The 24,655-nt window shown below is 68.0% G+C and carries 12 protein-coding genes; all 12 read right to left on the bottom strand.

Annotation, left to right across the window (positions count from 1 at the left end; all coding sequences use genetic code 11):
• Positions 1–142: 142 nt before the first annotated feature.
• Positions 143–12,535 (bottom strand): filamentous hemagglutinin family protein, encoded by a 12,393-nt coding sequence (locus AC5QAH_RS04370; RefSeq protein ID WP_495232118.1) that lies wholly within the window; start codon positions 12,533–12,535, stop codon positions 143–145.
• Positions 12,536–12,739: 204 nt separating this feature from the next.
• Positions 12,740–13,930, bottom strand: a complete 1,191-nt coding sequence (locus tag AC5QAH_RS04365) for a substrate-binding domain-containing protein (RefSeq protein ID WP_010485337.1) — start codon at positions 13,928–13,930, stop codon at positions 12,740–12,742.
• A gap of 254 nt (positions 13,931–14,184) precedes the next feature.
• The gene (gene gspF / locus AC5QAH_RS04360) at positions 14,185–15,384 is read right to left on the bottom strand and encodes a type II secretion system inner membrane protein GspF (protein ID WP_241888142.1); all 1,200 of its coding nucleotides are present in this window, start codon (positions 15,382–15,384) and stop codon (positions 14,185–14,187) included.
• Between the two features lie 7 nt (positions 15,385–15,391).
• Positions 15,392–16,825 carry a type II secretion system ATPase GspE gene (gene gspE / locus AC5QAH_RS04355; RefSeq protein WP_049480961.1) on the bottom strand — a complete coding sequence of 478 codons (1,434 nt, stop codon included), beginning with the start codon at positions 16,823–16,825 and terminating at the stop codon, positions 15,392–15,394.
• Complete coding sequence (gene gspD / locus AC5QAH_RS04350) at positions 16,822–19,203, bottom strand: type II secretion system secretin GspD (RefSeq protein ID WP_495232117.1); 2,382 nt, start codon at positions 19,201–19,203, stop codon at positions 16,822–16,824. The genes gspE and gspD overlap by 4 nt, the downstream gene beginning before the upstream one ends.
• Positions 19,200–19,727, bottom strand: a complete 528-nt coding sequence (locus tag AC5QAH_RS04345; protein ID WP_019659865.1) for a type II secretion system protein M — start codon at positions 19,725–19,727, stop codon at positions 19,200–19,202. Before AC5QAH_RS04345 ends, gspD begins: the two co-directional genes overlap by 4 nt.
• A complete protein-coding gene (gene gspL / locus AC5QAH_RS04340) occupies positions 19,724–20,887 on the bottom strand; it encodes a type II secretion system protein GspL (RefSeq protein ID WP_495232116.1) in 1,164 nt (387 codons plus the stop codon). The genes AC5QAH_RS04345 and gspL overlap by 4 nt, the downstream gene beginning before the upstream one ends.
• Positions 20,884–21,789, bottom strand: coding sequence for a type II secretion system minor pseudopilin GspK (gene gspK / locus AC5QAH_RS04335; protein WP_100445913.1), 906 nt, complete (start codon positions 21,787–21,789; stop codon positions 20,884–20,886). The genes gspL and gspK overlap by 4 nt, the downstream gene beginning before the upstream one ends.
• 9 nt (positions 21,790–21,798) lie before the next feature.
• A complete protein-coding gene (gene gspG / locus AC5QAH_RS04330; RefSeq protein WP_272773602.1) occupies positions 21,799–22,236 on the bottom strand; it encodes a type II secretion system major pseudopilin GspG in 438 nt (145 codons plus the stop codon).
• 57 nt (positions 22,237–22,293) lie between these two features.
• Positions 22,294–22,878, bottom strand: coding sequence for a hypothetical protein (locus AC5QAH_RS04325; protein ID WP_272773604.1), 585 nt, complete (start codon positions 22,876–22,878; stop codon positions 22,294–22,296).
• Positions 22,879–22,998: 120 nt separating this feature from the next.
• Positions 22,999–23,550, bottom strand: a complete 552-nt coding sequence (locus AC5QAH_RS04320) for a hypothetical protein (protein ID WP_495232115.1) — start codon at positions 23,548–23,550, stop codon at positions 22,999–23,001.
• Between the two features lie 58 nt (positions 23,551–23,608).
• Positions 23,609–24,589: a FecR family protein gene (locus tag AC5QAH_RS04315; RefSeq protein ID WP_495232114.1), complete on the bottom strand. Its 981-nt coding sequence runs from the start codon at positions 24,587–24,589 to the stop codon at positions 23,609–23,611.
• Between the last annotated feature and the right edge of the window lie 66 nt (positions 24,590–24,655).

The raw sequence follows: 24,655 nt of genomic DNA, 5'->3' as shown, positions 1-24,655 counted from the left end.
CCCTCCGTGCCGTCCTGGCTGGGGCCGCCACCGCTCCGTGGCGGCTGGCCCGATGCTGTCCGTTCTTCCGTCCCGATCGCATCCACGTTTGGCGTGAATCTACGGTGGGTGCCGACCGTTGGTCGGCACGATTGCAAGAGGCCTACCGGCGCTGCGTGCCCTCGTCGCGACTTGCCTGCGGGAACTGGAATGCACTGTTGGCGTCATAGCCAGCGTTGGCAGTATTGCCACGCACCGGCGGGTTGATGCTGCTGGTGCCGCTGCCGAAACCGAGGATCTGCACACTGATCACCGATGGCTGGTTGCGCCGCGCATCATCCTGGCTCTTGCGCATCACATCCTGTGCTGCTTGGCTGGCGCTGTTGGCTGCTGCACTGGCCGAGGCCAGCGCGTTGACGTTCACCGTGGCCAGCACGGGCAGGCCCTTGCTTTCACCCTGTACCTGGATGTTGGCGGCGTTGAGCACCTGCAGCGCGGCCAGGTTGATGTTGCCCGAGACGCGGATACCCGCTTCGCCCGCGTCGATGGTGCCCAGCGGCGCGATCAGGTCGACGTCGCCCGGTCGTACTTCGGCAATGGGGTTCAACGTTGCGATGCCTGCACCGCTGGCCGGGGCCTGCGGCGACAGGATCACGTTGCCCCAGCCGTCATAGACGCGACGCGGTGGCGTGTACAACAACGTAGTCTGCGAACCACGACCGGCATTGATGTCACCCTGCTCCGACCAGGCCAGGATGTCTCCGCCGAACGTTGTCATCACCCGAGACAGCCCCAGCAGAACGCTGTCCTGGCTGAACAGACGGATGTCACCCTGCCCCTGGGTCACCAGCCCGGCACTGGCCGGCGGCACCACGCCCTGCACACCCACCACGATCTGTCCGCCCGGCGCCATCAGCTCGATGTTGCCGCCGGCTTCGGTACGCACGCCGGAGCCTCCGTACATCAGGATGTCGCCGGTGCGCTGGATCGTCGCCCCCGTCGCATCCTTGTCCGGCATCAGCGTGGCGATGGCCTCGCGGCCGCGCAGGTAAGAACCGAAACGCGGACCTTCGGCATCGGTGTACTCGCGGCCACCTTCACGCAGTTCGGCGTAGTAGACCTGGCGCAGGAAGATGCGCTGCTGTTCCTTCGGCAGCCGGTCGAATGCTGCCAGGGCCTCGGCGCCATCAACCGCCAGACCGAAGCGCTGCTGCAGCCACTCCCTCAACTCCTTGTCGTAGATCTTCACCGCCTTGCCCGGCTGCGCAGCCAACGACTGCGAGGAATCGGCGAGGTTGGCCGGATCCAGGTAGTGCGTGCGCAGTGCATCGAAATCAATGCCCTGGTTGCCGGCAGTCACTGCGATGCTGGCGCCGGGACGGGCATCGCCTTGCACGACGCCGCCCAGGCTCACGATGCTTCCGGCCTCTTCCTGGCGCAGCTGCCGGCCCGCACTCACTTCGACGTTGCCGGGGCCGGCAACCGTCAGGTTGCTGCGGATGATGTCCCGGCCCGCTTCGATCCCGCTGATATCGGTACCGCTGGTGTTGAGCGCGGTGACATCCGCGCCGATCACATCGCGACCGGCGCGCAGCTGTACCGCCGAGCCTGCTTCGTACCAGTCGAATACGGTACGCGCGCCGTTCTCGGCATTGCGCGACAGTTGCCGCCTGTCGCCGCTTCCCAGCCCGATGATATCGCCGGCCACTGCATAGAACCGGCTGGCCACGGTCGGTGTGGTTGGCAACAGCACGCCGAGCGCGGTATTGGGACCGAAGGCAAAGTACGGCAGCGTAGTGCCAGGACTGGCGCCGTTCCCGTCCGCGGGTACATTGCTGCGCACGGTTCCCGCGTTTCCGGGGCCTTGCGCGATGAAGCCGGGATTGAATGGGCCGGGGACACGGGCATCACTGCTTGAGCGCACAATCTGAGTGGCCCGGTCGGTAGCCAGGATCGATCCTCCCGCCAATACCTCCAGCCGACCCGACGCCGAGGGCGCCAGCACGATGACGTCCTGGGCATCGGGCACGCTGCCACTGCGCAGACTGGCGAGATTGATGTTCCCGGAGGCCGCGATGGCCGTGAACCGGGAGGGATACAACCAGTAGTTGAGATAGGCATCGCCATTGCTGGGGTTGATCCTGATCACCTCCCTACCCTGGTTGCTGCCGGTCGTGTGCTGCGTGCCAACCAGGCCCGGCGAGAGATTTCCGCCTGCGGAGAACAGGTCGAGCGCGGTGCGCGGCGTCCACAGCGAGAACCAGCTTGTGCCCGACGCGTGGCCGCCCCCTTCCAGCAGGATATCGTTGAAATTGGCCACGGGAACCCGGCCGGGATCGGCGGCACTACCCAGTACCACATCGCCGCGCGCCTGCACCTGGGCGGTGGAATCGCCCAGCACCAGCACCGGCCCGGCCATCGCAACGGGTGCGTCGGCCACGAACGGATTGTGCAGGCCCAACGTGCCGTAGCTGCTTTGTATCGCGCTGAGACCGCCGATGCGCGCCGCCTGCAGCAGCGTGCTGCCGCGTAGATTGGTCACGGTGCCGTTGAGATCCAGATCCTGCTGGAAACCCTCGGGCTGCTGCGCGCTTGCGCGCAGGCCGGGGTTGACCGCTCCGCCGCTTCGCAGCGTCAGGTCTCCGCCCCCCGTCAGATGCAGTTCACCGTTGCTGACCCGTCCGGTCGACCCGACCGCCGCGACGATCGCGCTGGAATGGGGCGCCGTCAACAATCCCAGAGCATTGCCCATCGGCGCGATCACGCCCGAGTGGCGGCCTGCTTCCAGGGACAGATTACCGCCGCCCAGCGTGCCGAAACCGGTAAAGCCGACCAGGCGAGGCGTCGCATCCAGCTCAGGGCCCACCGTGCTGTAGGTACCGAAATTGATCCACCAGCTGGTTGCGCTCTGCACTACACCAGCAGTCGTGCCCGATCCCTGGCGCCACAACCAGTTGCCCACCGCGGCGCTGGAATGCCCGGCCTGGTCGCGCTGCGGCGTGCCCGCCTCTGCGCGCGCGCTCCAGGTATCACCGGTGATATCGCGGCCCGCTTGCACGTGCAGATTGCCACCCTGGTCGGGATACCACGCCTGGTAAGTGGCGATGGCGGCATCGTAGCGGCCGGACGCCTGGACCGGGCCCAGCAGCGCGGTGTTCCTGGGCACTGGGGCCCGCCCCGGGGTGAACTGCGTGTCACGGCCATCACCCAGCGCCGTCGGCGCACCTGCGGTGTACACACCGAAACCGGACTTCATGCGCACATCCTGCGCGGCCAGCAGCGCCAGGTCACCCTTGCCGGTGCGCAGGACGCTCCAGGCCGGTGCACCCAGGCGCTTGCCATAGGTCGTGACTTCAGTCAACGTGCCACCGCCATAGCAGTAGCCCATCGCCGCGCAGATTTCTTCCTCCGACATGCCCATCTCGGCCCCGAGTTCCGTAGCCGGGCGGCCGACCCACGATTCATCGCCCCACCATGCCAGCGAGCCTTCCTTGTCGACCAGGCGCGGGGCCGGACCGCAGTAGGGTCCGGAATCACAGACATCGCTCTCGGTCATGCCAAGCTCCCGAGCGAGATCCGCTACGGGTTTTCCGACCCACGACTCATCGCCCCATAGATCCAGCGAGCCATCCACGGTGATCACGCGGTCGCCCTTCCATTCCGTCGTCGTGGTCACCGTACCGATGGTGCTGTAGTGGCTGTCGGCCAGCACGATGCTGCCGTCACTCCCCCAGCGCCGGGTACGCGGATCGGCGGCGGTCGTATCAGCACCGGCCACCGCGGTCAGGTCCCACGAGGTGGTGCCTTCGGGCAGCATGGCCGCCAGCGCCCAGTTGCGGCCCTGGCGTCCGCTGGCATCGGCCGCCCGCAGCTTCACCGGTGCATCGCCTGGCAGCTCCACCTTGGTCATCGACGGGATGATCGCACCGGCATGCAGGTTCAGCGCGCCTGAAAGCTTCATCGCCACGGGCAGGGCGACGCCGGCCGGCCACACCTGTGCGGCCAACGGCGCCGGCGTGCGCAGGCGGAAACCGGCACCCAGTCGGGCACCGGACTGCAACGCCAGCGCCTGTGCCAGCACGGTGCCGGCCACCATCACCTGTCCGCTGTCTGTGGTCACTACCGCGCCCAGCACGGTACCGGCCGGCAGCAGCAGCGGCCCGGACAACACCATCTCCGCCGGCAGCACGGTTCCGGCCGGCAGGGTTACCGCCTCGAAGGGCAGCGCATAATTCAGCGTGGCACCGGCGCGGAACTCGGTGCCACCCTGGAGCTGGACACCCTCGCCCGGCACGATCAGGTCACCGCCAAACGCGGTGTTCGGTGAACCCGCACTGCGTCCTTCCAGCAACACCCAGCCGTCTTCATCGGGATTGGCAGGCGGTGGCGCGAACCCATCGTTGATGCTGCCGTAGACATTGACGTCGCCCTCGGCACGCAGTACCAGCGCGGCCGACTCACCGAAGCCACGGCGCGCAGGATCGGCCCGGTTCGACTGCGGTCCGTAGCGGTAGCCGGACAGATCGATATCACCGGCCACGACCAGATCACCGCGCGGGTTGTCACTGCTGGTTCGCGCCATGATCTGCACACCGGGGCGCAGGCGATAGCTGCCCAGTGCGGAGATGCGCTGCTGCAATCCGGTATTGGCCAGCGCGGCGTTCATCCATTGGCTGTTGTCCGGATCCACCACCGTATCCAACCATTGCTGGTTGATCACCTGCGGACGATGGCCATGCACGTCCGGAGCGCTGGCCAAAGGCGCCGAATCATAGCTGCGGAAGGCGTTGACCTGCACGTCGCCGGCACCGGCGATGCGGATGCCGCTGGCCACCTCGATCGCTGCATCGTTGCTGCCCACGCGGGGCACGTTGAGCTTGACGCTGCCGCGTGCGCGGCCGTCGTTCTGGCCCGGCCCGCTACCGGTGGCCACCGACGTGCCGGCGCGCAGGTCCATCGAGGCAGCCGCACCCAGCTGCAGGCTGCCGTTGGCCGAGGTCAGTTCGATCATGGCCCGGTTCGGGCTGTCGATGATCTTGCCGTAGCTGTCCACGCGCAAGGCGCTGCCATGCGCGTCCAATGTGCCATCGATACGCAGCACGTCGCGGGCGGACAGGCGGATGCTGCCGACCTGTTCGCCACTGGCATCAACGCGGCCATTGACCTGCAGGCTGCCGCCATCGACGCTGATATCAACGTTGCGGGCCTTCACCTCATCGCCGATCACCAGGTCGCCTTCGCTCAACTGGAAGGTCCGGCCACCGGTAATACCACCGGCGGTAAGCCGTGTATTGAGCCCGGAGAAGTCCTGCAACTGGCGTGCGCGCACCACCACTTCGCCACCGTCATAGGGCACTTCGGTGCCACCGGCGTCGTAGCGGCCGCTGGCACCGCCAAGCAACGAACCTGCCAGATCGACACGGCCGCCCTGCGGGCCCAGCGCAGCAACGGTCAAGCGGCCGCCGCGGTTGTTGCGGGCGGAAAGATCGATCCGCGACGCCGCGTCGGCAACGATGTCACCTTCGCGGCTCGACAGCGCCACGTCACCGCCCCAGCTGTACTTGTCCACGTCGAACAGGCTGACCTTGCGCCCTGCCATGTCCAGCACTGCATTGCTGCCAAGCACCACGCCCTGGCGTGCGTTGGCCTCAAACCTGCCGGACGCCAGCGCCAGCCTGCTGTCGATCACAACGCGTTCGGCCGTGATGGACAACTCCGCACCCAACGCATCGCTGCCCGCGGTCGCCGCGGCGCCGCGCAGCTGCACCGTACCGCCATTGCGGATTGCCAGCTGCGCACCCGCGTTACCCGTAAGCAGCGGGGTGACGATATCCAGCGCGCCGCCGCTGAACTGCCAGCCGCTGCCTGCCACGTAGTCGCCCTGGCGCTGGAAGACGTCCAGGCTGCCCTTGCCCGAGAACAGCATGCGGTCCGACGCTGCCAGGGTAACGCCGGCAAAGCCGAGCACCTGGCGACCGGCCGCCACAGACGAGTTGGGGCGGGTGAACGGCGCACGCCCCAGTTCCAGCACCCGTGTATTGATCTCCAGCTGCCCTTGGCCGAGCCGGCCCACCATCGCCTCGCCGGGCGGTTGTGCCAGCTCGCCGCCGGGCAGGTCGGTGCCGGCCAATGTCCCATCCCAGACCAGCGTGTCGGCGAAGATGCGCGCGCGGTCGGTGGCGGCAGCATAGCCGTGGATGGCCGGCGCACCCAGCACCAGATTGCGCAGGCTGCTGCGACCGGTCGCGCCATCGCGCGTATCCAGGTCAACACTGCCGAACACGTTGATGGCATCACGCGCGGTCAGGCTGAGCGCCTCCAGTGCGGGAGCGCCGATGGCGGTGTTTCCGCGCAGCAACCGCTGCAGCACCTCCTGGTTCATGGTCATGCCCGTGGGCAGGCCGCCGGCCGCCGACGCCATCGCAATGGCCTCGGTGCTGCCCAGGTTGAGTGCGGACATGCCCAGGCCGAGCTGGCGCGTGCCATAGCTCAGCGAGTCACCCATGTTCAAGGCGCCGTCGGTGACCACGTTGATGCTGCCCGCCGACAGCAAGCGGGTCTGCCCACTGCAGTCCGCCTCGCAACCGCCGATGTCGATCGCTACCGGCCCGCCGGCACTTCCGCCCTGTGCACTGAGCGCCGTCAGGCGCTGGTTGGACACGGCAAGCAGGCCGCCCGCGACCAGGTAGGGCGCCGTGGGCTGCGCCACGCTCGACGGGCCCGACTGGGACAGGGTGTCGATCGAAACGCCCTGCTCGACCAGGATACCCCTGCCTCCGAACGCGGCCGACAGCAGCACTTCCTGCGCCGTCAGGTTGACGCCGTTGCGCACCACGATGTGCTGTGCGCCGCCCTCCAGCGCATAGGTGGTTGCATCGCGCCGCAGCGTGCCGCCGATCAGCATCGTTACCGGACGGAATGCATTGAGCGTGGTATCGGAGACGGTAGCGCCGCGCCCGCTGGCGGCATCGGCGCCCTCGCTGGCGATCTCCAGCGTTGCACCATTGGAGACACGCAGATTGACCGAGAGCGTGCCGCCGAGCCCGTCACTGCTGCCGGCGCCAAAGCGGGACAGGCCGAGGAAGGTTGCCGCCGGGGTACCCGACCGTCCTGCGCCTTCACCGAACACCAGGTTGAGGCTCCCGGCATCCACCGTCCGCCAGCGCAGCGCTTCGCCACGCCGCTCGGCCACGCCGTGCACGAACGCGTTGTAGGAGGTTTCGTTGTAGCCGGCGTGGCGGCGAACCGCCTCCGCTGGTGTCAGCACCAGGTCGGTGAGCAACGGCGACACCGCCCCGCCCAGGCCCTGCGCGCGGTGCCCGCTGATGCGCCAGGAGCCGGTGCCGGTCGCCACCGGCGAGACGTTGCCCATCGCGCTCTCGGCGCCGATCTCGACGCGGAATGCGCCCTTCTGCAATGCGTAGTTCGCCGGCAGCAACGTGTAGGTTCCCGCCGGGAGTCCAGGCACGCCGTCCGGAATGACGATCTCCTGGCCGACACGGGGATCGACGCTGCCGTCACCGGTCGCCAGCGGTGCCTGCACGTCCGCTCGGCCCGGCACGATTGCGTAGACCGCATTGCCCGCGCGACTGAAGCCATAGCGTGGATTGGCATCCGCCAACGAATGCCGCAGGACATCGACCGAGCCACCGCGCCCGGCGACGAACGCAGCGCCGGTCAACTCACCTCCGCCGGAGACATCCACGATGCTGCCTGCGGCACCGTTGAAGGCGTTGGCGACGATATCCACACCGATCGGGGCATCGATCGATCCAGGAACCAGCACATCGAACTCGGCGCCGTTCCGGCGCCATGTCACACCGTCCACGGTACCGCCAAACGGAAGCGCCAGGCCGGCGCCACTGATCGAGGTCACGCTGCCACCCAGCAGGTCGACGCGGCTGGCGCGATTGGTGTTTCTTTCACCGCCACCCAGTTGGACGCGGCCCCACGGCGCCTGCACGTTGCCGCCCTGCACCACCGTCGCCGCGACCAGTTCCAGGCGGCCGAATGCCGAATCCGGTGCCGGTTGCGTGGCACTGCCAACGCCGTGGATGCGCAATACAGCTTCCGGGTTCTGCCAGGCAGGCTGTCCCGACGGACCGATGTCCGCAACGCCAGCGACGATGCGCCCGCGCGCCCGGGCCGCCGGGTACAGACGGGCTGCACTGATATCGATCGAACCCGGGGACGACAACGAAGTTTCCTGGGCGCTGCTGGCTCCCGGTGCCAGCAGGCGGATGTCGCCACGGCTGTCCAGGTTGACATGGTCGAAGCCCGCCAGCCAGCTAACGTCGCGCAGGTCGATCAGGTTCGCCTTCACATCGAAACGATGTTGCTTCCCTTCGTCGAACCGCGCCTCGACCGGCCGCAGCGTGCCCTCCCCCGCCGGCTGCCACCAGCGTCCCTGCGCAAGGCGCACGTAGGGCGCGCTCAGCAACAGGCGGCTGCCCTCGCTGTTGCCTTCCGCAAACCCCAGGGCGCGCTCATTCATGCCATGGATGCGCAGGCTCTGGTCCATGCGCAGATTGACATCTCCCTGGGCGCGGAGGTCGCCGAACAGGGCCAGATGATCGAAACCACCGGCCTCGATCTGCTCCACCGACAGTGCCGCATGGCCGTACTCAAGGCGTGCAGGCAGGTCCGCCGTCTGCGCGGCGTGCTGGGTCAGCGAGATCACCCGCGGCGCCAGCACGTCCTTGCCCAATGCCGTTCTGCCGTAGGTGCCGCCCCCAAAGGCAACACCGAGGGTGCCGCCGCGCGCGCCGTCGCCGCCCGCTGCTGCGTCCAGTTCGCCCTGCAGGTACAGCGCATTGCCCGCGCGCAGCACGATGCTGCCGCCATCGCTGTCCACCCGGGTGCGCCCGCTGCCATCAATGTCCAGCAGCGCCGAAGCACCGGACGCGTCCAGCCGCGCACCGCGCTCCACCACCACGAAGGTATCGGGCGGCAGGTGGCGTACGTTGTCCTGGTCTTCCCAGTCCAGCGCCCCCCCGATCTCGATCGTTCCACCCTTGCGCACCTGTCCGCGCAATGTCCGGCGCGCGTCGGGCAGGGAAACGCTATCGCCACTCACGTCAAGCAGTGCGCCTTCAGCGATTGTCCACTGGCGCTCGCGGCGTGCATCGCCGCGTACGCCCGACGGATCGAATGCCTCATCCAGGCGGATGCGGCCGCCGGCCGCCTTCAGACCGCCAGCCACGTCCAGGTTGCCGGCGCTGAACAGTTCGATCGACTGGCCGGCATCGACCTCGATCCTTGCACCCTTGCCAACGCGCAGATCGGCCGTGGACAGCAGATGCCCTGCGCGCAGTGCCAAGCTCGCGCCGCCGCGCTGCGATACACGCCCGCTGGCCGGATCCGCCTCATACAGCGACGGCGTCCAGGCCTGAACGCCCTGCTCGCGGGCCAGTGCCTGCTGTGCGCCCTCGGCCAGGCGCAGCGCCGGTCGTTCGACCTGCAGCTGGGTACCCTCTTCAACCGTCAAGCCGTTGTGACCGGCGATGTCATAGCCGGCGAAGCCACTCCTGAACAGTGCTGGCTGCAATCGCAACGACGCCGCCGATGCATCCGTGCCAGGCGCGCCGATGGACACCACACCGCCGGTTGCCAACGTGAAGTTGCCGCTGCCGTTGCCGAGCGCGCTGAAGCGTGCGTCCTCGCCGATACGGATCCGTCCGCTGCCGTCAGTGCCAACCTCGGTGCTGGCCGCGAGCAGGCTGGCACTGCCACCCTTGCCTACGCGCCCCTTGCCACTGGCATCGATCGCGCCGCCGGCATCGACCAGAATCGCGGCCCGCTCGCCCACATGGATGTCGTGGCTGCTGTTGAAGCGCACCTGTCCGCCGTCGATCCACGCCTGTGCGGGACCGCCATCCGGCGCAGCAAGCGCGTTGCCCCAACCGCCGCCAAGATCGATCCGTGCGCCGGCCGCAACATCCACCGCACCACGTCCGGACGTCAGCAATGCCGTGGGCCCGCCAAGCGCCGCAAGCAGATTTCCGGCTTCCACCTGCCCGCCGGCAATCTGCACCGTTCCACCAAAGTTGACGCGGCTTGCGGTGAGTCCAAGCCGGCCGCCCTCCTGCAACCTGAGCGTGCCGTCGAGGTCGATACGACCGGCCGATGCGAGGTCCACCTGCCCCCATCGCTGGGCGCTCAGCACCTCACTGTCCAGCCACACGGTATTGCGCTGTGCTTCCCCGACTGGCGCCTGCAGCGTCCACGGCCGGGTGTCGGCCTGGAGCGCTCCAATGCGGACATTCGAGTCGAACACCGCGCTGCGCCCGCTGTTGTCGAAACGCCCGAGCCAGAGCTGGGCGTTGCGGGCCGCCGCCGTCTGTGCCTGCGCGTAGCCCTCCTGCTCCTGATCGGGCCGGCGCGTCTGCTGTGCGCCCTGGAAGGCCACCGTATCCACCTGGCCCTGCAGAACGGCCGTGGGCGCCGAGATCAACAGGCGGCCAGCATCGCGTCCCACGGTATAGCCATTGTCGAAACGCTGGGTGGGTGCCACCAGCGGATTGCGGAACGATTCGGTCACCCCCCACCGCTCCTGCTTCACTTCATAGCCCTGGTACAGACCGTCGTACAGCATCTCGGCCGGTGCATCATCAAGCCGGTACAACTGCCCGTCGCGGCCACGCAGCCAGCTCTGCTGCACCACGCCGGACTGCACATCCAGGCTGCCACCGGCCAGATTGATGCGCGAACCGGCGTGGCTGACCACTTCCTTGCCTGCCAGCTGGACGGTGCCGCCCTGCGCCGCCCATTCGCTGATCGAATGCCCCTGATTGTCCAGGTAGCCACCCACTTCCAGCAGGCCGCCGCCGGCATACCAGCGCGTGCCTTCATAACCGCCGGTACCGGCGGCAACTTCGGTCAACTGGCGGCGGTCGATCCACACCTCGCTGCTGATCAGCTTGCCGCTGTCACGGTTGTCCGGCGAATCGCGCAACTCATTGCCCTGCACCTTCACCTTGACGTTGTTGCTTTCCATCGCCACCTGCACACCCACCGCACCGGAGACGTCCACGCGCGCGCCATCATCCAGATAGCTGCGCCGGCTGGCGTCGGCGATCACCTGGCCGCCGGTGGCCACCGCCAGCGAACCGGCCTGGAAGTTCACATCGCCGCCGGAGACGACTTCGATGCGGGATTGCTCACGGCGGTCCTGCAGGCGCGAGAGATTGTCGAAGGTGCCACTGTTGCTGGAACCGCGCAGCTTGTCCTGCTCGGCCGATTCCTTGATGAGCGCGTTGCGCTGGCTGTCCAGCGCCGTGCTCTTGCCATCGTCTTCCAGCAGTACTGCCGTGGTCGAGCCGGCGGCCAGGGTCACGCTGCCGGCCGCATCGGACGCCGAGTTCAACAGGTGCACCGTACCGCGCTGGTTCAACGTGGTGGTCGCAACCGCAACGCCGGCCTGCTCGACGGTGCGGCCGGCCAGCGTGACATCGCCTTCGCGCGCCTGGATCAGACCACTGTTGCGAACACTGCCCGCCGTGCTGTCAGCGACGAAGCGCGGGGCAATCTCATTGCCGCGGGTGGTGGACGCGGTGTTCTGGGCGGTTCCCACGCCGCGACGGATCACGAAACTGTCACCGGCGGCCAGCTGGGTCTGTCCCTTGCGGGTTTCAATCTGGCCCGCGTTTTCCACGCTGTGGCCAGCCAGCATCACATAACCGCCGCCCCGTGTAGCCGTGGTCGGTTCGTGCGTGGTGATGCGCGCACCGCGTTCGACCATGACCTTGCCCACGGCGTCGGTCAGCGCCGAGGTGTTCGCGTCGGCACTGTACAGGCCCTGCTCGCGGAACTGCGCATCGCTGATGCGTGCGGCCGCTGCCACCAGATTGCGGACATTGACCTGGCTGTTGTTGCCGAACACCACACCGTTGCGGTTGGCCACGAACACCGTGCCATTGGCCTTCAGCTGGCCAAGGATCTGGCTGGGCCTTGCGGCGGGATCATTGACCCGGTTCAACACGGCCCAGTCGGGGTTCTGCAGGAAATTCAGTGTGGTGTTGCCACCAATGTTGAAGGTTTCCCAGTTCAGGATCGCCTGGTCGGCGGTCTGCTCGATGTTGACCAGCACCCGCCCGTCGGCCGCCTGCGACTGGATCGCGTCGCGCGCATTGATCCAGCCACGCGTCAACGGATTCTCGTCAACCTTCAGGCCATCCTTGCCCAGGCCATCGGCCACTACGAATCCCGCCTCGCGGCGCGCCTGCCGTGCCTGTTCCTGCAGGCGCTGCTGCAGGGCGATGGCCTGCGCGGCCGTACCAAGGTTGTCGATCGACTGCTGCAGCTTCTGCCGTGCCGCATCCTGCTGCTGCGCGGGTAGCTGGAACTGGATCGGCACACCATTGGGCATGCGCCCGCTCTGTGCGGCCGCGCCCTGCGCCGCACCGCGCTCGGCGAACCAGCCGGGGCTGAACGCCTGTTGGGCCTGAGTGGCCGGAGCCACCACGCTGCCCAGGGCCACTGCGACGGCCCAGGCCATCGGGTGGCTGCGCCACAGGGCAGCAGGGAAACGGGCGGTGGGCGAATGCGGGTGCGACATCGGGGACCTCGTCAACCTGATGGGCCGCGCTGGCGGCGGCGTGTACGGATGGGCCTGCACCAGGCACGCCCTGCACCTCATAGACGGTGGCGGCGGCGTGAAGGCGACAGGCGCATCACTGTCATGCAGCGGACATACGCAGAAGGCGCCGGCATTGCTGCCGGCGCCCTTGTACGTTTCCTGCAACTACCAAAGCAATCGCAGTTACAGCGGACGGCCGATGCCCGAGCAGGTGCTGGGGTTGTTCACGGCCCCGGCGTTGGTGGCGGTCGCAAAGCGGGTGCGGATCGCATCACGCCAAGCCTTGGTCAGCGGGATGAACTTGTGCGCGCGGATGGCGGCGTCGTTCGGGCCCTGCTCCACGCCGTTGATCACCGTGCTGCCGTAGTGGCGGGTCAGGAAGCCGCGGATGTTGGCGCCCACGGTGCCGTTCTTGTAGCACTGGCCGAACACGAAGTTGGTGTAGCCCGCGATCGGGTAGCCCGCGTTCGGGTTGCCGAACACCGGCACCCAGTTGGCCGGGTTCTCAGCGGCGGCATCGGTCGGCGGAGCGACGGTTTCCAAGGTCGCCTGCACGCTCACTTCGTCCGGCGAGAAACCCTTGACCTTGGCGACCTTGGTGGCGTCGGTCAGGCTCGGGATCACGTCCGGGCCGACGTAGCCGATGCGGCCATCGGCAGCGTACACGGCGTTGTACACCGAGGTGCCGCCGGTGGCCGGGGCAGCGACGAAGTTCGACGGAACCGTGGTGAACAGGTTGGCGAAGGTCGACTGCACCGAGAAAGCCGGCACGCCATTGGTCAGCTTCAGCGCGGTACCGGAGACGTCGGCCGGCTTGCAGGCGCTGGTCAGGAAGCGGGCCAGCAGCTCGGTGGTACCGCTGCTCTCGCCACGGTAGACCACCTGGATGGCACCGCTGCGGGCGCTGTCGATGCTCGACCAGCTGGTGATCTTGCCGGAGAAGATGCCGCAGATCTGGGTCACCGACAGGTCAACGGCCGAACCGGCCTTGTTGAACGGAATCGTGACCGAGGTGGCTACCGACGGGATCTGCACCAGGGCGCCGTAGCGGTTGGCATCGCCGGACACGTTGTAGGTGCTGTTGTAGGTGTTCAGCTCGGTGCTGCTCAGCACCGAATCGCTACCGGCGAAGTGCACGGTACCGGTGGTGGAGAACAGCGCCGAGTTGTTTTCCAGGAAGGCCTTCTTGCCGGTACCCGAGCCGGTCACGGCGTAGCTGAAGTTGGCCGGCAGGATGCTGTCAGCCGAACCCTTGTAGAGGTCGGCCGGCAGCGAGGCGCCGCCGCCGGTGACGGCGGTCTGGGCCGAAGCGGCACCGGCAGTGGCCAGCAGCGCGGTGGCAACCAGCGCGGCCAGGGTCTTGTACTTGTTCATGATCTTCTCCTGAAGGGTTTACTGCGAAGGGAAACACCAAGGGAGGAACGGTCACTACACGCCTGCTGCCGCCGAGGGCCTCCCAGCCCACTCTGCGGCGACGTGTCCATGCTGGTCCGCGCCGATGACAGGCCGCTTAAGAAACCTGTGGAAGATCGGAAAAAGGTGTGGAGGATTGTGTGGAGAATCGAAGGCACGCCGTGCTGCGCGCTCGCCGGGCATGGCCCGGCGCTACCCGTGTTGCGCTTTGCGCATCACTGCACCAGCTGATTCATCTCCATGATCGGCATCAGCACCGCCAGCACGATCGTCAGCACCACGCCGCCCATCACCAGGATCATGGTCGGCTCCAGCAGCGCGGTCAGTGCCATCGCGCGACGCTCGATCTCGCGCGAGATGGTCTGTGCGGCGCGATCCAGCAACGGCGCCAGCGAACCGGTTTTTTCGCCACTGGCTACCAGATGCACCAGGATCGGCGGATACACCTTCTGCACCTTCAGCGCAGAGCCAAGCGCCGCACCTTCGCGCACGCGTGCGGACACATCATCGGCACAGCGCGCCAGCAGTGCATTGCTCAGCGTCTGCCGGGCAGCTTCGAGCGCGCGCAGCAGCGGCACGCCCGCATCCAGCAGGATCGCCAGTGTCGAGGCGAAGCGCGCACTGTTCACCCCCAGCACGAAGCGCCCGATCATCGGCAGCCGCAGCAGCATCGCGTCCCAGCGCAGGCGCAACTCGGGCCGGCGCAGCGCCAGCCGCCACGCCACCACCAGCGCAGCGATGCCCAGCCCTACCCACACGCCCCAGCTGCGCACGAAGGCGCTGGCCGCCAGCATCACCTGGGTCAGCATCGGCAGCGTCTGCCGCGCCTGCACGAACGCGGTCACCACCTGCGGCACCACGTAGCTGAGCAGGAAAATCACGATCGCCACCGATACCAGGCTGATCGCCGCCGGGTAGATGAAGGCGGTCAGCACCTTGGCCTGCAGCGCGTTGCGTTCTTCGATGTAGTCGGCCAAGCGCTCCATCACTCGCGCCAGGTCGCCGGAGTCTTCACCTGCCCCCACCAGTGCCCGATAAATCGGTGGGAAATCGCGCGGCCGCGCGGCCAATGCCATGGTCAGGCGCTGGCCGGCACGCACGTCGGCGCGTACCGCGGTGAGTGCCTGGGCCACGTGCGGGCGCTCGGCCTGCTCGATCACCGCACTCAATGCGCCTTCCAACGGCAGGCTGGCGGCCAGCAGACTGGCCAGCTGGCGCGTAGCCCAGGCCAGCTCGCTGGCGGACAGCCGCCGAGCGCCCCAACCACTGCCGGCACTGCGCGCCGCACTCACTTGCACGGGGGTCAGACCGCGCCCGCGCAGCAGCTGGCGCGCTCCGCGCGGGCTGTCGGCGTCCAGCTGGCCCTTCTCGATGCGGCCCTGCGCGTTGGCAGCCTGGTAGTCGAACAGTGCCATGCAGACCTCAGTCGTCGCCGGTGACGCGCAGGATTTCTTCCAGCGTGGTCACCCCGCTGTCGACCCAGCGCTGGCCGTCCTGTCGCAGGGTCCGCATGCCGGCACGCCGTGCCGCCTCTCGTAGCGCAGGCTCGCCCTGCCCTTCATGGATCAACGCGCGCGCGCGGTCGTCCACCACGAACAACTCATGGATGCCGGTGCGTCCGCGATAGCCGCTGTTGGCGCAGGCCGCGCAGCCCACCGCGCGCCATACGGTGCGACCCTCGCCGTCCACCTCGGCACGCCGGCATTGCGTGCACAGCCGCCGCACCAGCCGCTGCGCCAGCACGCCGCGCAGCGACGAAGCCAGCAGGAACGGCTCCACGCCCATATCGGCCAGGCGGGTCACCGCCGAGATCGCGTCGTTGGTGTGCAGGGACGCCAGCACGCCATGGCCGGTCAGCGATGACTGCACCGCAATCTGTGCGGTCTCCAGGTCGCGGATCTCACCGATCATGATGGTGTCCGGATCCTGACGCAGAATCGCGCGCAGCGCGGTGCCAAAGCTCATGCCGATGCGCGCGTTGACCTGGATCTGGCCGATGCCGGCGAAGTCATACTCCACCGGGTCTTCCACGGTGAGGATGTTGCTGGTGCTGCTGTCGAGCTGGCCCAGTGCGGCGTACAGCGACGTGGTCTTGCCGCTGCCGGTCGGCCCGGTGACCAGCACGATGCCGTGCGGCTGCCGGATCAACCCGGTAAACGTGGCCAGGGTGTCATCGGCCATGCCGAGTCGCTGCAGCTGCAGCCGGCCGGCATCCTTCTCCAGCAGGCGCAGCACAGCACGCTCACCATGCCCCGTCGGCACCGTGGAGACACGGATATCCAGTGGCCGGCCGCCCACACGGATCGCGATGCGCCCGTCCTGCGGCAGGCGCTTCTCGGCGATGTCTAGGTGGGCCATGATCTTGATGCGCGACACCAGCGCCGCATGCAGTGCGCGCCGGGGCTGCACCATGTCGCGCAGCGTGCCGTCCACCCGGTAGCGCACCACCGAATGGGTCTCGAACGGCTCGATGTGCAGATCGCTGGCGCCATCGCGTGCAGCCTGTGCCAGCAGCGCATTGATCATGCGGATCACCGGCGCATCGTCCTGCGCATCCAGCAGATCGGTGACCTCCGGCATGTCCTGCATCAACCGGTCCAGGTCGACTTCGCTTTCGGCGGCACCGACCACGGCAGCGGCATCACCGCCGTCACGGTACTGCTCACCCAGCCGCTGCTGCCAGGTCGCCGCATCCAGCGCATGGAACGGCAGCGGGCCATGCCGGCGGCGCAGCTCGGCCACGGCCCACGCCGCGGTGTCGGCGGTGCCAAGCAGCACCGGTTCGCCACCGGCCTCGGACAGCATCACGCCATGGCTGCGCACCCAGGCGTACGGCAGCGGCGCGGCGGCGCTCACGGCCCGATCACCAGTTCCGGCGTGTAGCCCAGCCCGCGCAGCTGCTGCAATGCCGGGTCCAGCGTCGCCGGATCGCGCGGCAGTCGCACGCGCAGGCGCTGCCCGCTCTCGCCCGGCGTCGCTTCGGCATAGGCCTGCAGGCCCAGTGCCCGCACCTGCGCCACGCCCTGGCTGGCACGTGCCGGGTCCAGCCCCTGCGCGAACTGCACCAGCTGCGCATTGCCGTCATCGGCCGGATACAACGCTGCCAGGCTGGTGTTCTGCAGCGGCTGGCCCTGCCCGTCGCGCGCATTGCCCTGGCCGAGTACAGACAGGTCCTGCGGCGGCAGCTGTGGTGCCGACAGCGCCGGCAATGCCCAGCTCTGTACCGGCTGCGCGCTGGCCTGCGCGTTGCGCATGTAGTCGTAGCGGTCGCGGGTCAGGCGCTGGCCGGCGGCGGGGTCACGCACCACGTGCGGGCGCAGGAACACCATCAGGTTGGTCTTGGAGCGCTTGCGCGTATCACTGCGGAACAGCGCCCCCAGCACCGGGATCCTACCCAGGCCCGGCACCGCATCACGGCCATGGCTGACGTTGTCCTCCAGCAGGCCACCCAGGACCATGATCTGGCCATCGTCCAGCAGCACGCTGGTATCGAGCGCTCGCTTGTTGGTGATGATGCCGGCGGCACTGTTGGCACTCTGCGCGTCGATGCTGCTGACTTCCTGGTAGATGTCCAGCTTCACCGTGCCGCCCTCGGAAATCTGCGGGCGCACCCGCAGCTTCAGGCCCACGTCCTCGCGCACGATGGTCTGGAACGGGTTGTTGCTGCCACCACCGCCGTCGGTGACGTAGCGGCCGCTGACGAACGGCACGGTCTGGCCGACCATGATGCTGGCTGCCTCGTTGTCCAGCGTCATCAGGTTCGGCGTGGACAGGATGTTGGCGCCGCCCTTGCTCTGCAGCGCGTTGGCCAGCGCTTTCATGTTGAGGATCTGGCCGACACCGGGCAGGTTGATGGTGCCGTCGATCACGCCGATCTTCAGGCCATCCTTGGGCAGCACGTCCAGCGTGGTACGCGCGCCGGTATTGAGCCCGCTGCCGCCGGTGGCACCACCGAAGTGGGTGCCACCAAAGGTGCGTCCATTGCCCAGCATCCACTGCACGCCCAGCTCAGCCGCGTCGGTCTGGTTGACCTCCACGATCAGGCTTTCCACCAGCACCTGTGCACGGCGCTGGTCGAGCTGGTCGATCACACGCCGCAGGTTGCGGTACACCGGCTCCGGTGCCGAGATCAGCAGGGTGTTGGTGGCCACGTCCGCCTGCACCGAAATGCCGTTCTGGCTGAAGCCGGTGCTTCCTGCGTCGATCGGGTCACGCCGGCTCGGGTCCAGCCGCTGCGATTCCAGCGCATTGCCTCCGGTCTTGGCCTGCTGCGGCTGCAACGGCTGCGTTGGCGGGGAACGATTGGCGTCACCCGGCAGTGGCGTGATGCCTTCATTGCTGCCCATCGCTGGTGCATCGCTCTGCCCGGCCACCACGCCACGCAGCACACCGGCCAGCTGGTTGGCCTGGGCATTGCGCAGGTAGACCACATGCAGGTTGCCGGACTCGTCCTGCGCGCGGTCCAGCTTCTCCACCAGCTGCCGCGCCAGGCGGGTGCGCTCGGGGCTGCTGGAACGCAGCAGCACGCTGTTGCTGCGCGGGTCGGCCATCACCACCACTTTCTGGGTGGGCTCGGCGCCCTGCGCATCCAGCAGCGGCGCGACCATCGCCGCGACGTCAACGGCAATCCCCTGCTGCAGCTTCACCACATCGGTGTCCATGCCGGCCGGCGTATCGACGCTGGCGATCACCCGTGCGATGCGCTCCAGGTTGTCGGCGTAGTCGGTGATCACCAGGGTGTTGTTGCCTGGATTGGCGGTGATCGGATTGTCCGGACTGATCATCGGACGCAGCACCGCCACCAGCGCCGCTGCGTTCTCGTAGCGCAGCGCGAAGGTGCGGGTGGTCACCTCACCGCTGGCACCACCAGTGCCGACGCGTCCTCCCAACAGCTTGGCATCGGCCTGCGGCACCACCCGGCTGACGCCGCCGTTCTCTACCACGGCGAAGCCACGCATGCGCAGTGCGCCCAGCAGCAACTGGTAGGCCTGGGTACGGCTGACCGGGCCATCGGAAACCACTGTCATCTTGCCGGTCACCCGTGGGTCGACCAGGAACTGGCGGCCGGTGAAGCGTGCGGCCATGCGCAACACGCCACCGATATCGGTGTCGACCAGGTTCAACTGCACCGGCTCATCGCGGGCGTCCTGCGCCAGCACCGACGCCGGTGCGTGGGCCATGCACACGATCAAGGCCAGTGCGGTACTGCAGGCAAGGCTGCGCATCGCCCTCATGGATGGGCACCCACGTTGAGCGCCATCACGATGTTTCCGGAAATCCGCGCCGCCGGCATGTTCGCATCCCCTGTGCGTGTCAGTTGCAGCTGCTGCAGTTCGATGGCCGGATCGGCCAGCACGGGCAGCAGCCAGTTCCACAGCGCGTCAGCGGGCACCGCGTGCACCTGCAGGTGCCAACGCCCGTCGCGCGCTTCGATATGCAGTCCGTCGGCGAGGCCGGCCGACTTGATTCCATCACGCAACCCGGCCATCGTCGGGCGCTGCCCCTGCGTCTGCTGCTGGCGCTCGCGTGCCTGCAGCAGTGGTGCCAGTACACGCGCCTGTGCCTGCAGCCGCGGCAGCTCGGCCTGCCAGTGCGTGCGCTGCTTCAGCAGCGGCTCCAGCCACAACATCCACAGACCCGCCGCGAGCAGCGCCACCACCATCACCCACAGCATCAGCCGGTCGCGCGGTGGCAGGCGTTGCCAGCGTTGCTGCAGGCCTGCCAGTCCCTCGCCCAGTCGCAAGGTTCGGGTGGTCACTGTCCAGCCCCGTTCACCCGCAGGCGTCCACCGGCTTCGCGCGCCAGCTGCAGGCCCTGCGCCTGCACTGCCTGCTGCCAGCGCTCAAGTCGCTGTGGATCATCGGCCAATGCCTGGGCGTCGGCATCCAGCTCCATGTCCAGCTGGCCCGGTTGGTAATGCAGGCTGCGCACCTGCCCCGCCAGCTCCGGGACCGCCTGCAGCGTGCTGGCAACCTGGCGCTGCAGCGGCGGCAATGGCGGCGCCGGCGGTGGCACCGCAAGTGCTCGCCTCGCCTGCAACACCGGGTCCACCACATCGGTGACCTCCGGGAAGCGTGCGCTGAACTGGCGCGCCATGTCCTGTTGCAGGGCCTCGCCCTCACTTCGCCACCGCGAGACCTGCAGCTGCAGACCGAGCGCGGCCAGCAACATCGCCGCCAATGCCAGCCCGATCGCAAGCCGCGGCGCTTTCTGGCTCGCCCCGGGCAGCGGCAATGACCAGCCTGGCAAGGGGCCAGAGGCCTGCCGTTCATGGGGGATGGCGGTGGCCGGCAGGCTGTCCGGCCACGTCGGCGGCACACCATCGATCCACTGCACGGCCTGCATGCCGGCCTGTTGCAGGCGCACTGCCAACGCCTGCATCACCGCACAGGCATCACGTCCGCCATACCATTGAACGAAACCCCGGTCGCGCCCGCTGCGTACCAGCAGGTGCTCGCCGCTGACCTGCAGCGTGGCATGACCGTCCTGCCAGGGCAGCAGCAGCGGCGTCGGATACAGCGCCTGCAACCGCAGTGCACACGAAGCCAGCAGCTGCTGCGCCTGCAGGAGCGCCTGCTGGCCCAGCCAGGCCACAGGAACCGTGCCGTCCGTCGCCTGCACACCGTGGGCCAGCGCTACCTCCTGCAGGTCATCCAGCAGCATCGCCTCCACCTCACCCTGCAGCGCCGACTGCAGACGGCGCCCGGACAACGGTGGCAACTGCAGTTCCAGCAGGATCAGGTCGTTCGGATCGAGGCAGGCATGCACCGCAGCCTGCGGATGGCGCAGGCCCAGCGCCGCCAGCATGTCGCGGCCGTGAGCCAGCACCTCGCCCTTGTGCAGCTGCGCCCAGTCCACCGCGCTGTCGGCGCGCAGACGCTCAAGCGCCGGCAAGCGCACCCGAAGCTGCACGGTCATGCGCCGATCCTCGTCCACACGCGTTGCACACGCACGCCATCGTCGCGGTACTCGCGCCAGAGCAGCGCGCGAAAATCAACCGCGCTGCCGTCAGCCTGCACCTGGCCGACGGCCAGGAACCACTCGCTATGGATACCCAGGGGAAGCACGGCCATCTGTTCGTTGCTCAGTTGAAGTCGATTGGCGATGTCGCCGCGGTTGAGCAGCCAATGACCGCCGTCGCGCTCACCGAGCAGCGCCTGCAGCCGTGCGGGCTCGACCGCAGGCGTCACCGCCTGCAGAACGCTCAGGTCGCTGGTATTGGCGTTGACCAGGGTCTGCGCCGGCAGCACCACGGTGCGTCGCGCCAGCGCCTGCAGTGCCACCGGATCGGCTCCGGCCAGTGCCTGCGCGATCAGTGATTCGCGCGGCAGTGGGGCCTGTGCCTGGATGTCACCGTCGCGCAGGCGCGCCTGGATGTGGTCCGCTGCGGATGCGCAGGCACCCTGGCCCAGCCCCTGTGCAGCACACAACGCGATGAACGCGCGCCGCGCCTCGGGGTCCGGCCTGCCATGTGCCAGCAGGTTGCGCAGGTTGAACATCGACTGCGCATCGACCAGTTGCAGCTGCACCGGCAACGGCGCCTGCAGTTCCAACGGGCGCGCCCAGCGCCCGCTGCGCACCGTGGTCAGCTGTTCCTTTACATCCTCACGCAGCTGCTGCGCCGCACGCTCCAGCGTGGCGTCCACCGCCATGCGCACCTGCGCGCGTAGCTGGTCACCACGCAGCGCACGCAGCTGCGCCGACTGCCGGGTCAGCAGTGCCGTGGCAATCACCGCCACCAGTGCCACCACAAGCAGGGCGACGATCACCGCCATGCCACGTTGACGGACACTCGAAACAGAACGCATCCGGGCTGACATCGGCCTGCCTCACAGCTGCCAGGAGCCGATGTCCGCGTTCCCGGCGTCGCCGCCGGGCTTGCTGTCCGCGCCTAGCGAGAACACATCGACGTCGCCGTGGGTGCCAGGTATCTGATACTGGTACGGATGGCCCCACGGGTCATTGGGCAGGCGATCCAGATAGGGCGTGACCGGCATCGTGCCACCGCCCTGCGGGGGCTTCACCAGTGCCTGCAGGCCCTGCTCGGCACTGGGATAGCGACCGTTGTCCAGCTTGAACAGCTTCAAGGCCTGCATCAATGCGGCGATGTCCTGGCGCGCCGCCACCACGCGCGCCTGGTCCGGACGGTCCATCAACCGCGGCACGATCAGCGCGGCGAGGATGCCGATGATCACCACCACCACCATGATCTCGATCAGGCTGAAACCCTTCTGCCGAGCTTTGCGACCACGAACCTGCGTTGCCATTGTTCCGCCCTCGTCATCCTGGAAGAGACCGCTGCGCCATGGTCAGCGGTGCATGTGTCAGTACGATAAACATCCGCCGGCAATTCGCTGCGCGTGTGCCTGTACGGGCGCAACACGCGCAGCCGGCGCACATGCAGACTCGAGCAGGTGCCGCGGCACGCCGGCCAGCGCATCGTCGATGCAGCCGCGCAGCAATGGGTGCGCACAGGCCTGCAGCAGCCGCACGCACTGCATCGGCGACCACGCTGTTCCATGATCGAGGCCGATGAACATCCGATAGGCCTGGTGATAGCGCAGGTCGTCGTACACGCGCTGGGCACTATTCAGATCGCGCATGACCACCAGCAGGGCCGCGCGTTGCAGCAGCCGCGCATCGCCTGCATCAAGCGGCAGCAGGCTCATGGCCACTTCGGGCCAGGGCCGCAGCTGCAGATCGATGGCTTTTCGCAGCGCCACCAGTGGGTGCGCACTACCATCCAATGCCGCCCAGCGCGCCGCATCTGCCCAGGCGTCACTGGACAGCACCCAGACCCAGGAGTGCCCATAGCGCTGCACGTTCAATGGCGTATGCCGCGCCTGCTCCAGTGACTGGCTCAGGTGACGATCCAGCTCCAGCATGCTGATCCTGCGACTGTCTGCCATCGGCGCCGCCCGTGCTCCGCGACGCGTGGTGCGCCGTACTCTGGAGAAGACGTCAGCAAGGCAGGTGAAGCGACAGCGCACATGCAGCTCTGTGCGCTGCGTGGCGCTTCATCGCCAACGTCATCGCAGCGTCATCTGCCTGCAGGCTTCGCGCTCCAGTCGCGGTGCGTCGCACCCGCAACGGCGCGCCAGTATCGCCACATCGCTGCGCGCGGCGAACGCGGCCAGCGCATCGGTCATCTCCGCGTCATCGCACCATGACCCCATCGCAACGCGCAGCGCCGGCAATTGCCAGCTGTCCATCACACCGTGGGTACCGGCCACGAACCAGTGCCACAGCCGATGGTGCAGCACCTGCTCATGCAGCTGCGCCAGATCCCCGATGCCATGCATGTCCATCAGCAACAGCGCACGAGCAAGCGCTGCAGGCGGCAACGCACCGGTTTCAGCCAGTGGCAACACCTGCTGCTGCAGGCGCAACAGCATCGCCAGCGGGTGCGACTGCGGATCGAAGTCCAGCAGCACCGCCTGTCGCTGCCACTGCGCATCGGACACCACGCACACCCATGGCGAGCCATAGCGATGCACCATCAACGGCCGTCGCTGCGTGGTTTCCAGCAACGCCGACAGATTGCGACGCAGATCCAGCACGCCGATGGTCTCGTTGCGCATCCTTGGCTTCTCCTTGCTTGCAACAGCCCTGCGCGGTGCGCACGGCCAGCGTCTTCATCTATCCAAGGACGGCAATGCCACCCGGAAAGCGACGCAGATCCAGCGACATCGTCAGTCGCAGCTGCTCAAGTGCCGCGTCCGGATCATCGATGCGGAAGCGACCGCTGACCGGTGCGCGCGCCAATGCCGATTCGCCCAGCAGTACCTTGCCGCGGCGGTAACGGTTGATCTCCTCCACCACCTCGCGCAGCGGTGCGCGGCGGAACACCAGCATGCCCTCGGTCCACGCACTCACTTCCGACGCCACGGCCTCGGTCACCACACCACTGAGGCGCTCGCCGTACTGGGTCTGCTGGCCCGTCTGCAGCTGCAGCCGGCCCTGCGGATGCTCGATGCGGGCACTGCCCTGCAGGCAGGTCACCCGCACCTGGCCATGGGTGTTGCGTACGTCCAGGCGCACCGCTCCCTCATCGGCAATCACGCAGCCCGGGCCCGCGAACAACGCCAGGCGCAGGCCGGCCTGGGTCTCGATCGCGGCCTGGCCCTGCACCAGCTCGAAGCCTTCGCCCTGCGTGTCCGCGCGGCGGCGCAGGCTGCTCTGCGTATCCAGTTCGATCTTCAGCTGCGGCAAGGGTGCAATCTGCAGCCGTTCACCGGTGCCGGTGTGGAAATCGGCCGCCATCGCCGTCACCGAGGGCCATAATCCCAGCGGCGGACGGATCGCCGCCACCACCACCAGACTGGCCGGCGCGGCAATCGCCGCGCCCAGGAAGGCACGCCGGCTCCAGCGCTGGGCCGGCGACGGCGCGACCGGTTGGCGCGCGGCGGCGGGCAGCTGCTCGCCGGCCAGCCGCACCTGCTCCCACTGCCGGCGCGCACGTCCGAACGCTTCACGATGACGCGGGTCGGACTCGCACCACGCGCGGAACCGGCGCCCGTCGGCGGCGGTCGCCTCGCCCGAGGTCAGCCGCACCACCCACGCGTGCGCCTGACGCTCAACGGCATCCAACGGGCGTTGCGGGCGATCGTCAGGATCCATGGGGGCTCATGCCGGACCCGCACGCTGCGGGGTTCTGCTCGGCGTCAAAGTGTAGACGGATGCCGT

This window comes from Stenotrophomonas sp. YJH_SMC_43 (assembly GCF_059372535.1).
The sequence above is the reverse complement of the archived record's forward strand: the minus strand, read 5'-3'. Positions and strand labels throughout refer to the sequence as shown.

What these genes read in the sequence shown, in the direction of transcription:
- AC5QAH_RS04370 (WP_495232118.1), bottom strand. Translation starts at nt 12,535, where the DNA reads ATGTCGCACCCGCATTCGCCCACCGCCCGTTTCCCTGCTGCCCTGTGG.
- AC5QAH_RS04365 (WP_010485337.1), bottom strand. Translation starts at nt 13,930, where the DNA reads ATGAACAAGTACAAGACCCTGGCCGCGCTGGTTGCCACCGCGCTGCTG.
- gspF (WP_241888142.1), bottom strand. Translation starts at nt 15,384, where the DNA reads ATGGCACTGTTCGACTACCAGGCTGCCAACGCGCAGGGCCGCATCGAG.
- gspD (WP_495232117.1), bottom strand. Translation starts at nt 19,203, where the DNA reads ATGAGGGCGATGCGCAGCCTTGCCTGCAGTACCGCACTGGCCTTGATC.
- gspL (WP_495232116.1), bottom strand. Translation starts at nt 20,887, where the DNA reads ATGACCGTGCAGCTTCGGGTGCGCTTGCCGGCGCTTGAGCGTCTGCGC.
- gspK (WP_100445913.1), bottom strand. Translation starts at nt 21,789, where the DNA reads ATGTCAGCCCGGATGCGTTCTGTTTCGAGTGTCCGTCAACGTGGCATG.
- gspG (WP_272773602.1), bottom strand. Translation starts at nt 22,236, where the DNA reads ATGGCAACGCAGGTTCGTGGTCGCAAAGCTCGGCAGAAGGGTTTCAGC.
- AC5QAH_RS04325 (WP_272773604.1), bottom strand. Translation starts at nt 22,878, where the DNA reads ATGGCAGACAGTCGCAGGATCAGCATGCTGGAGCTGGATCGTCACCTG.
- AC5QAH_RS04320 (WP_495232115.1), bottom strand. Translation starts at nt 23,550, where the DNA reads ATGCGCAACGAGACCATCGGCGTGCTGGATCTGCGTCGCAATCTGTCG.
- AC5QAH_RS04315 (WP_495232114.1), bottom strand. Translation starts at nt 24,589, where the DNA reads ATGGATCCTGACGATCGCCCGCAACGCCCGTTGGATGCCGTTGAGCGT.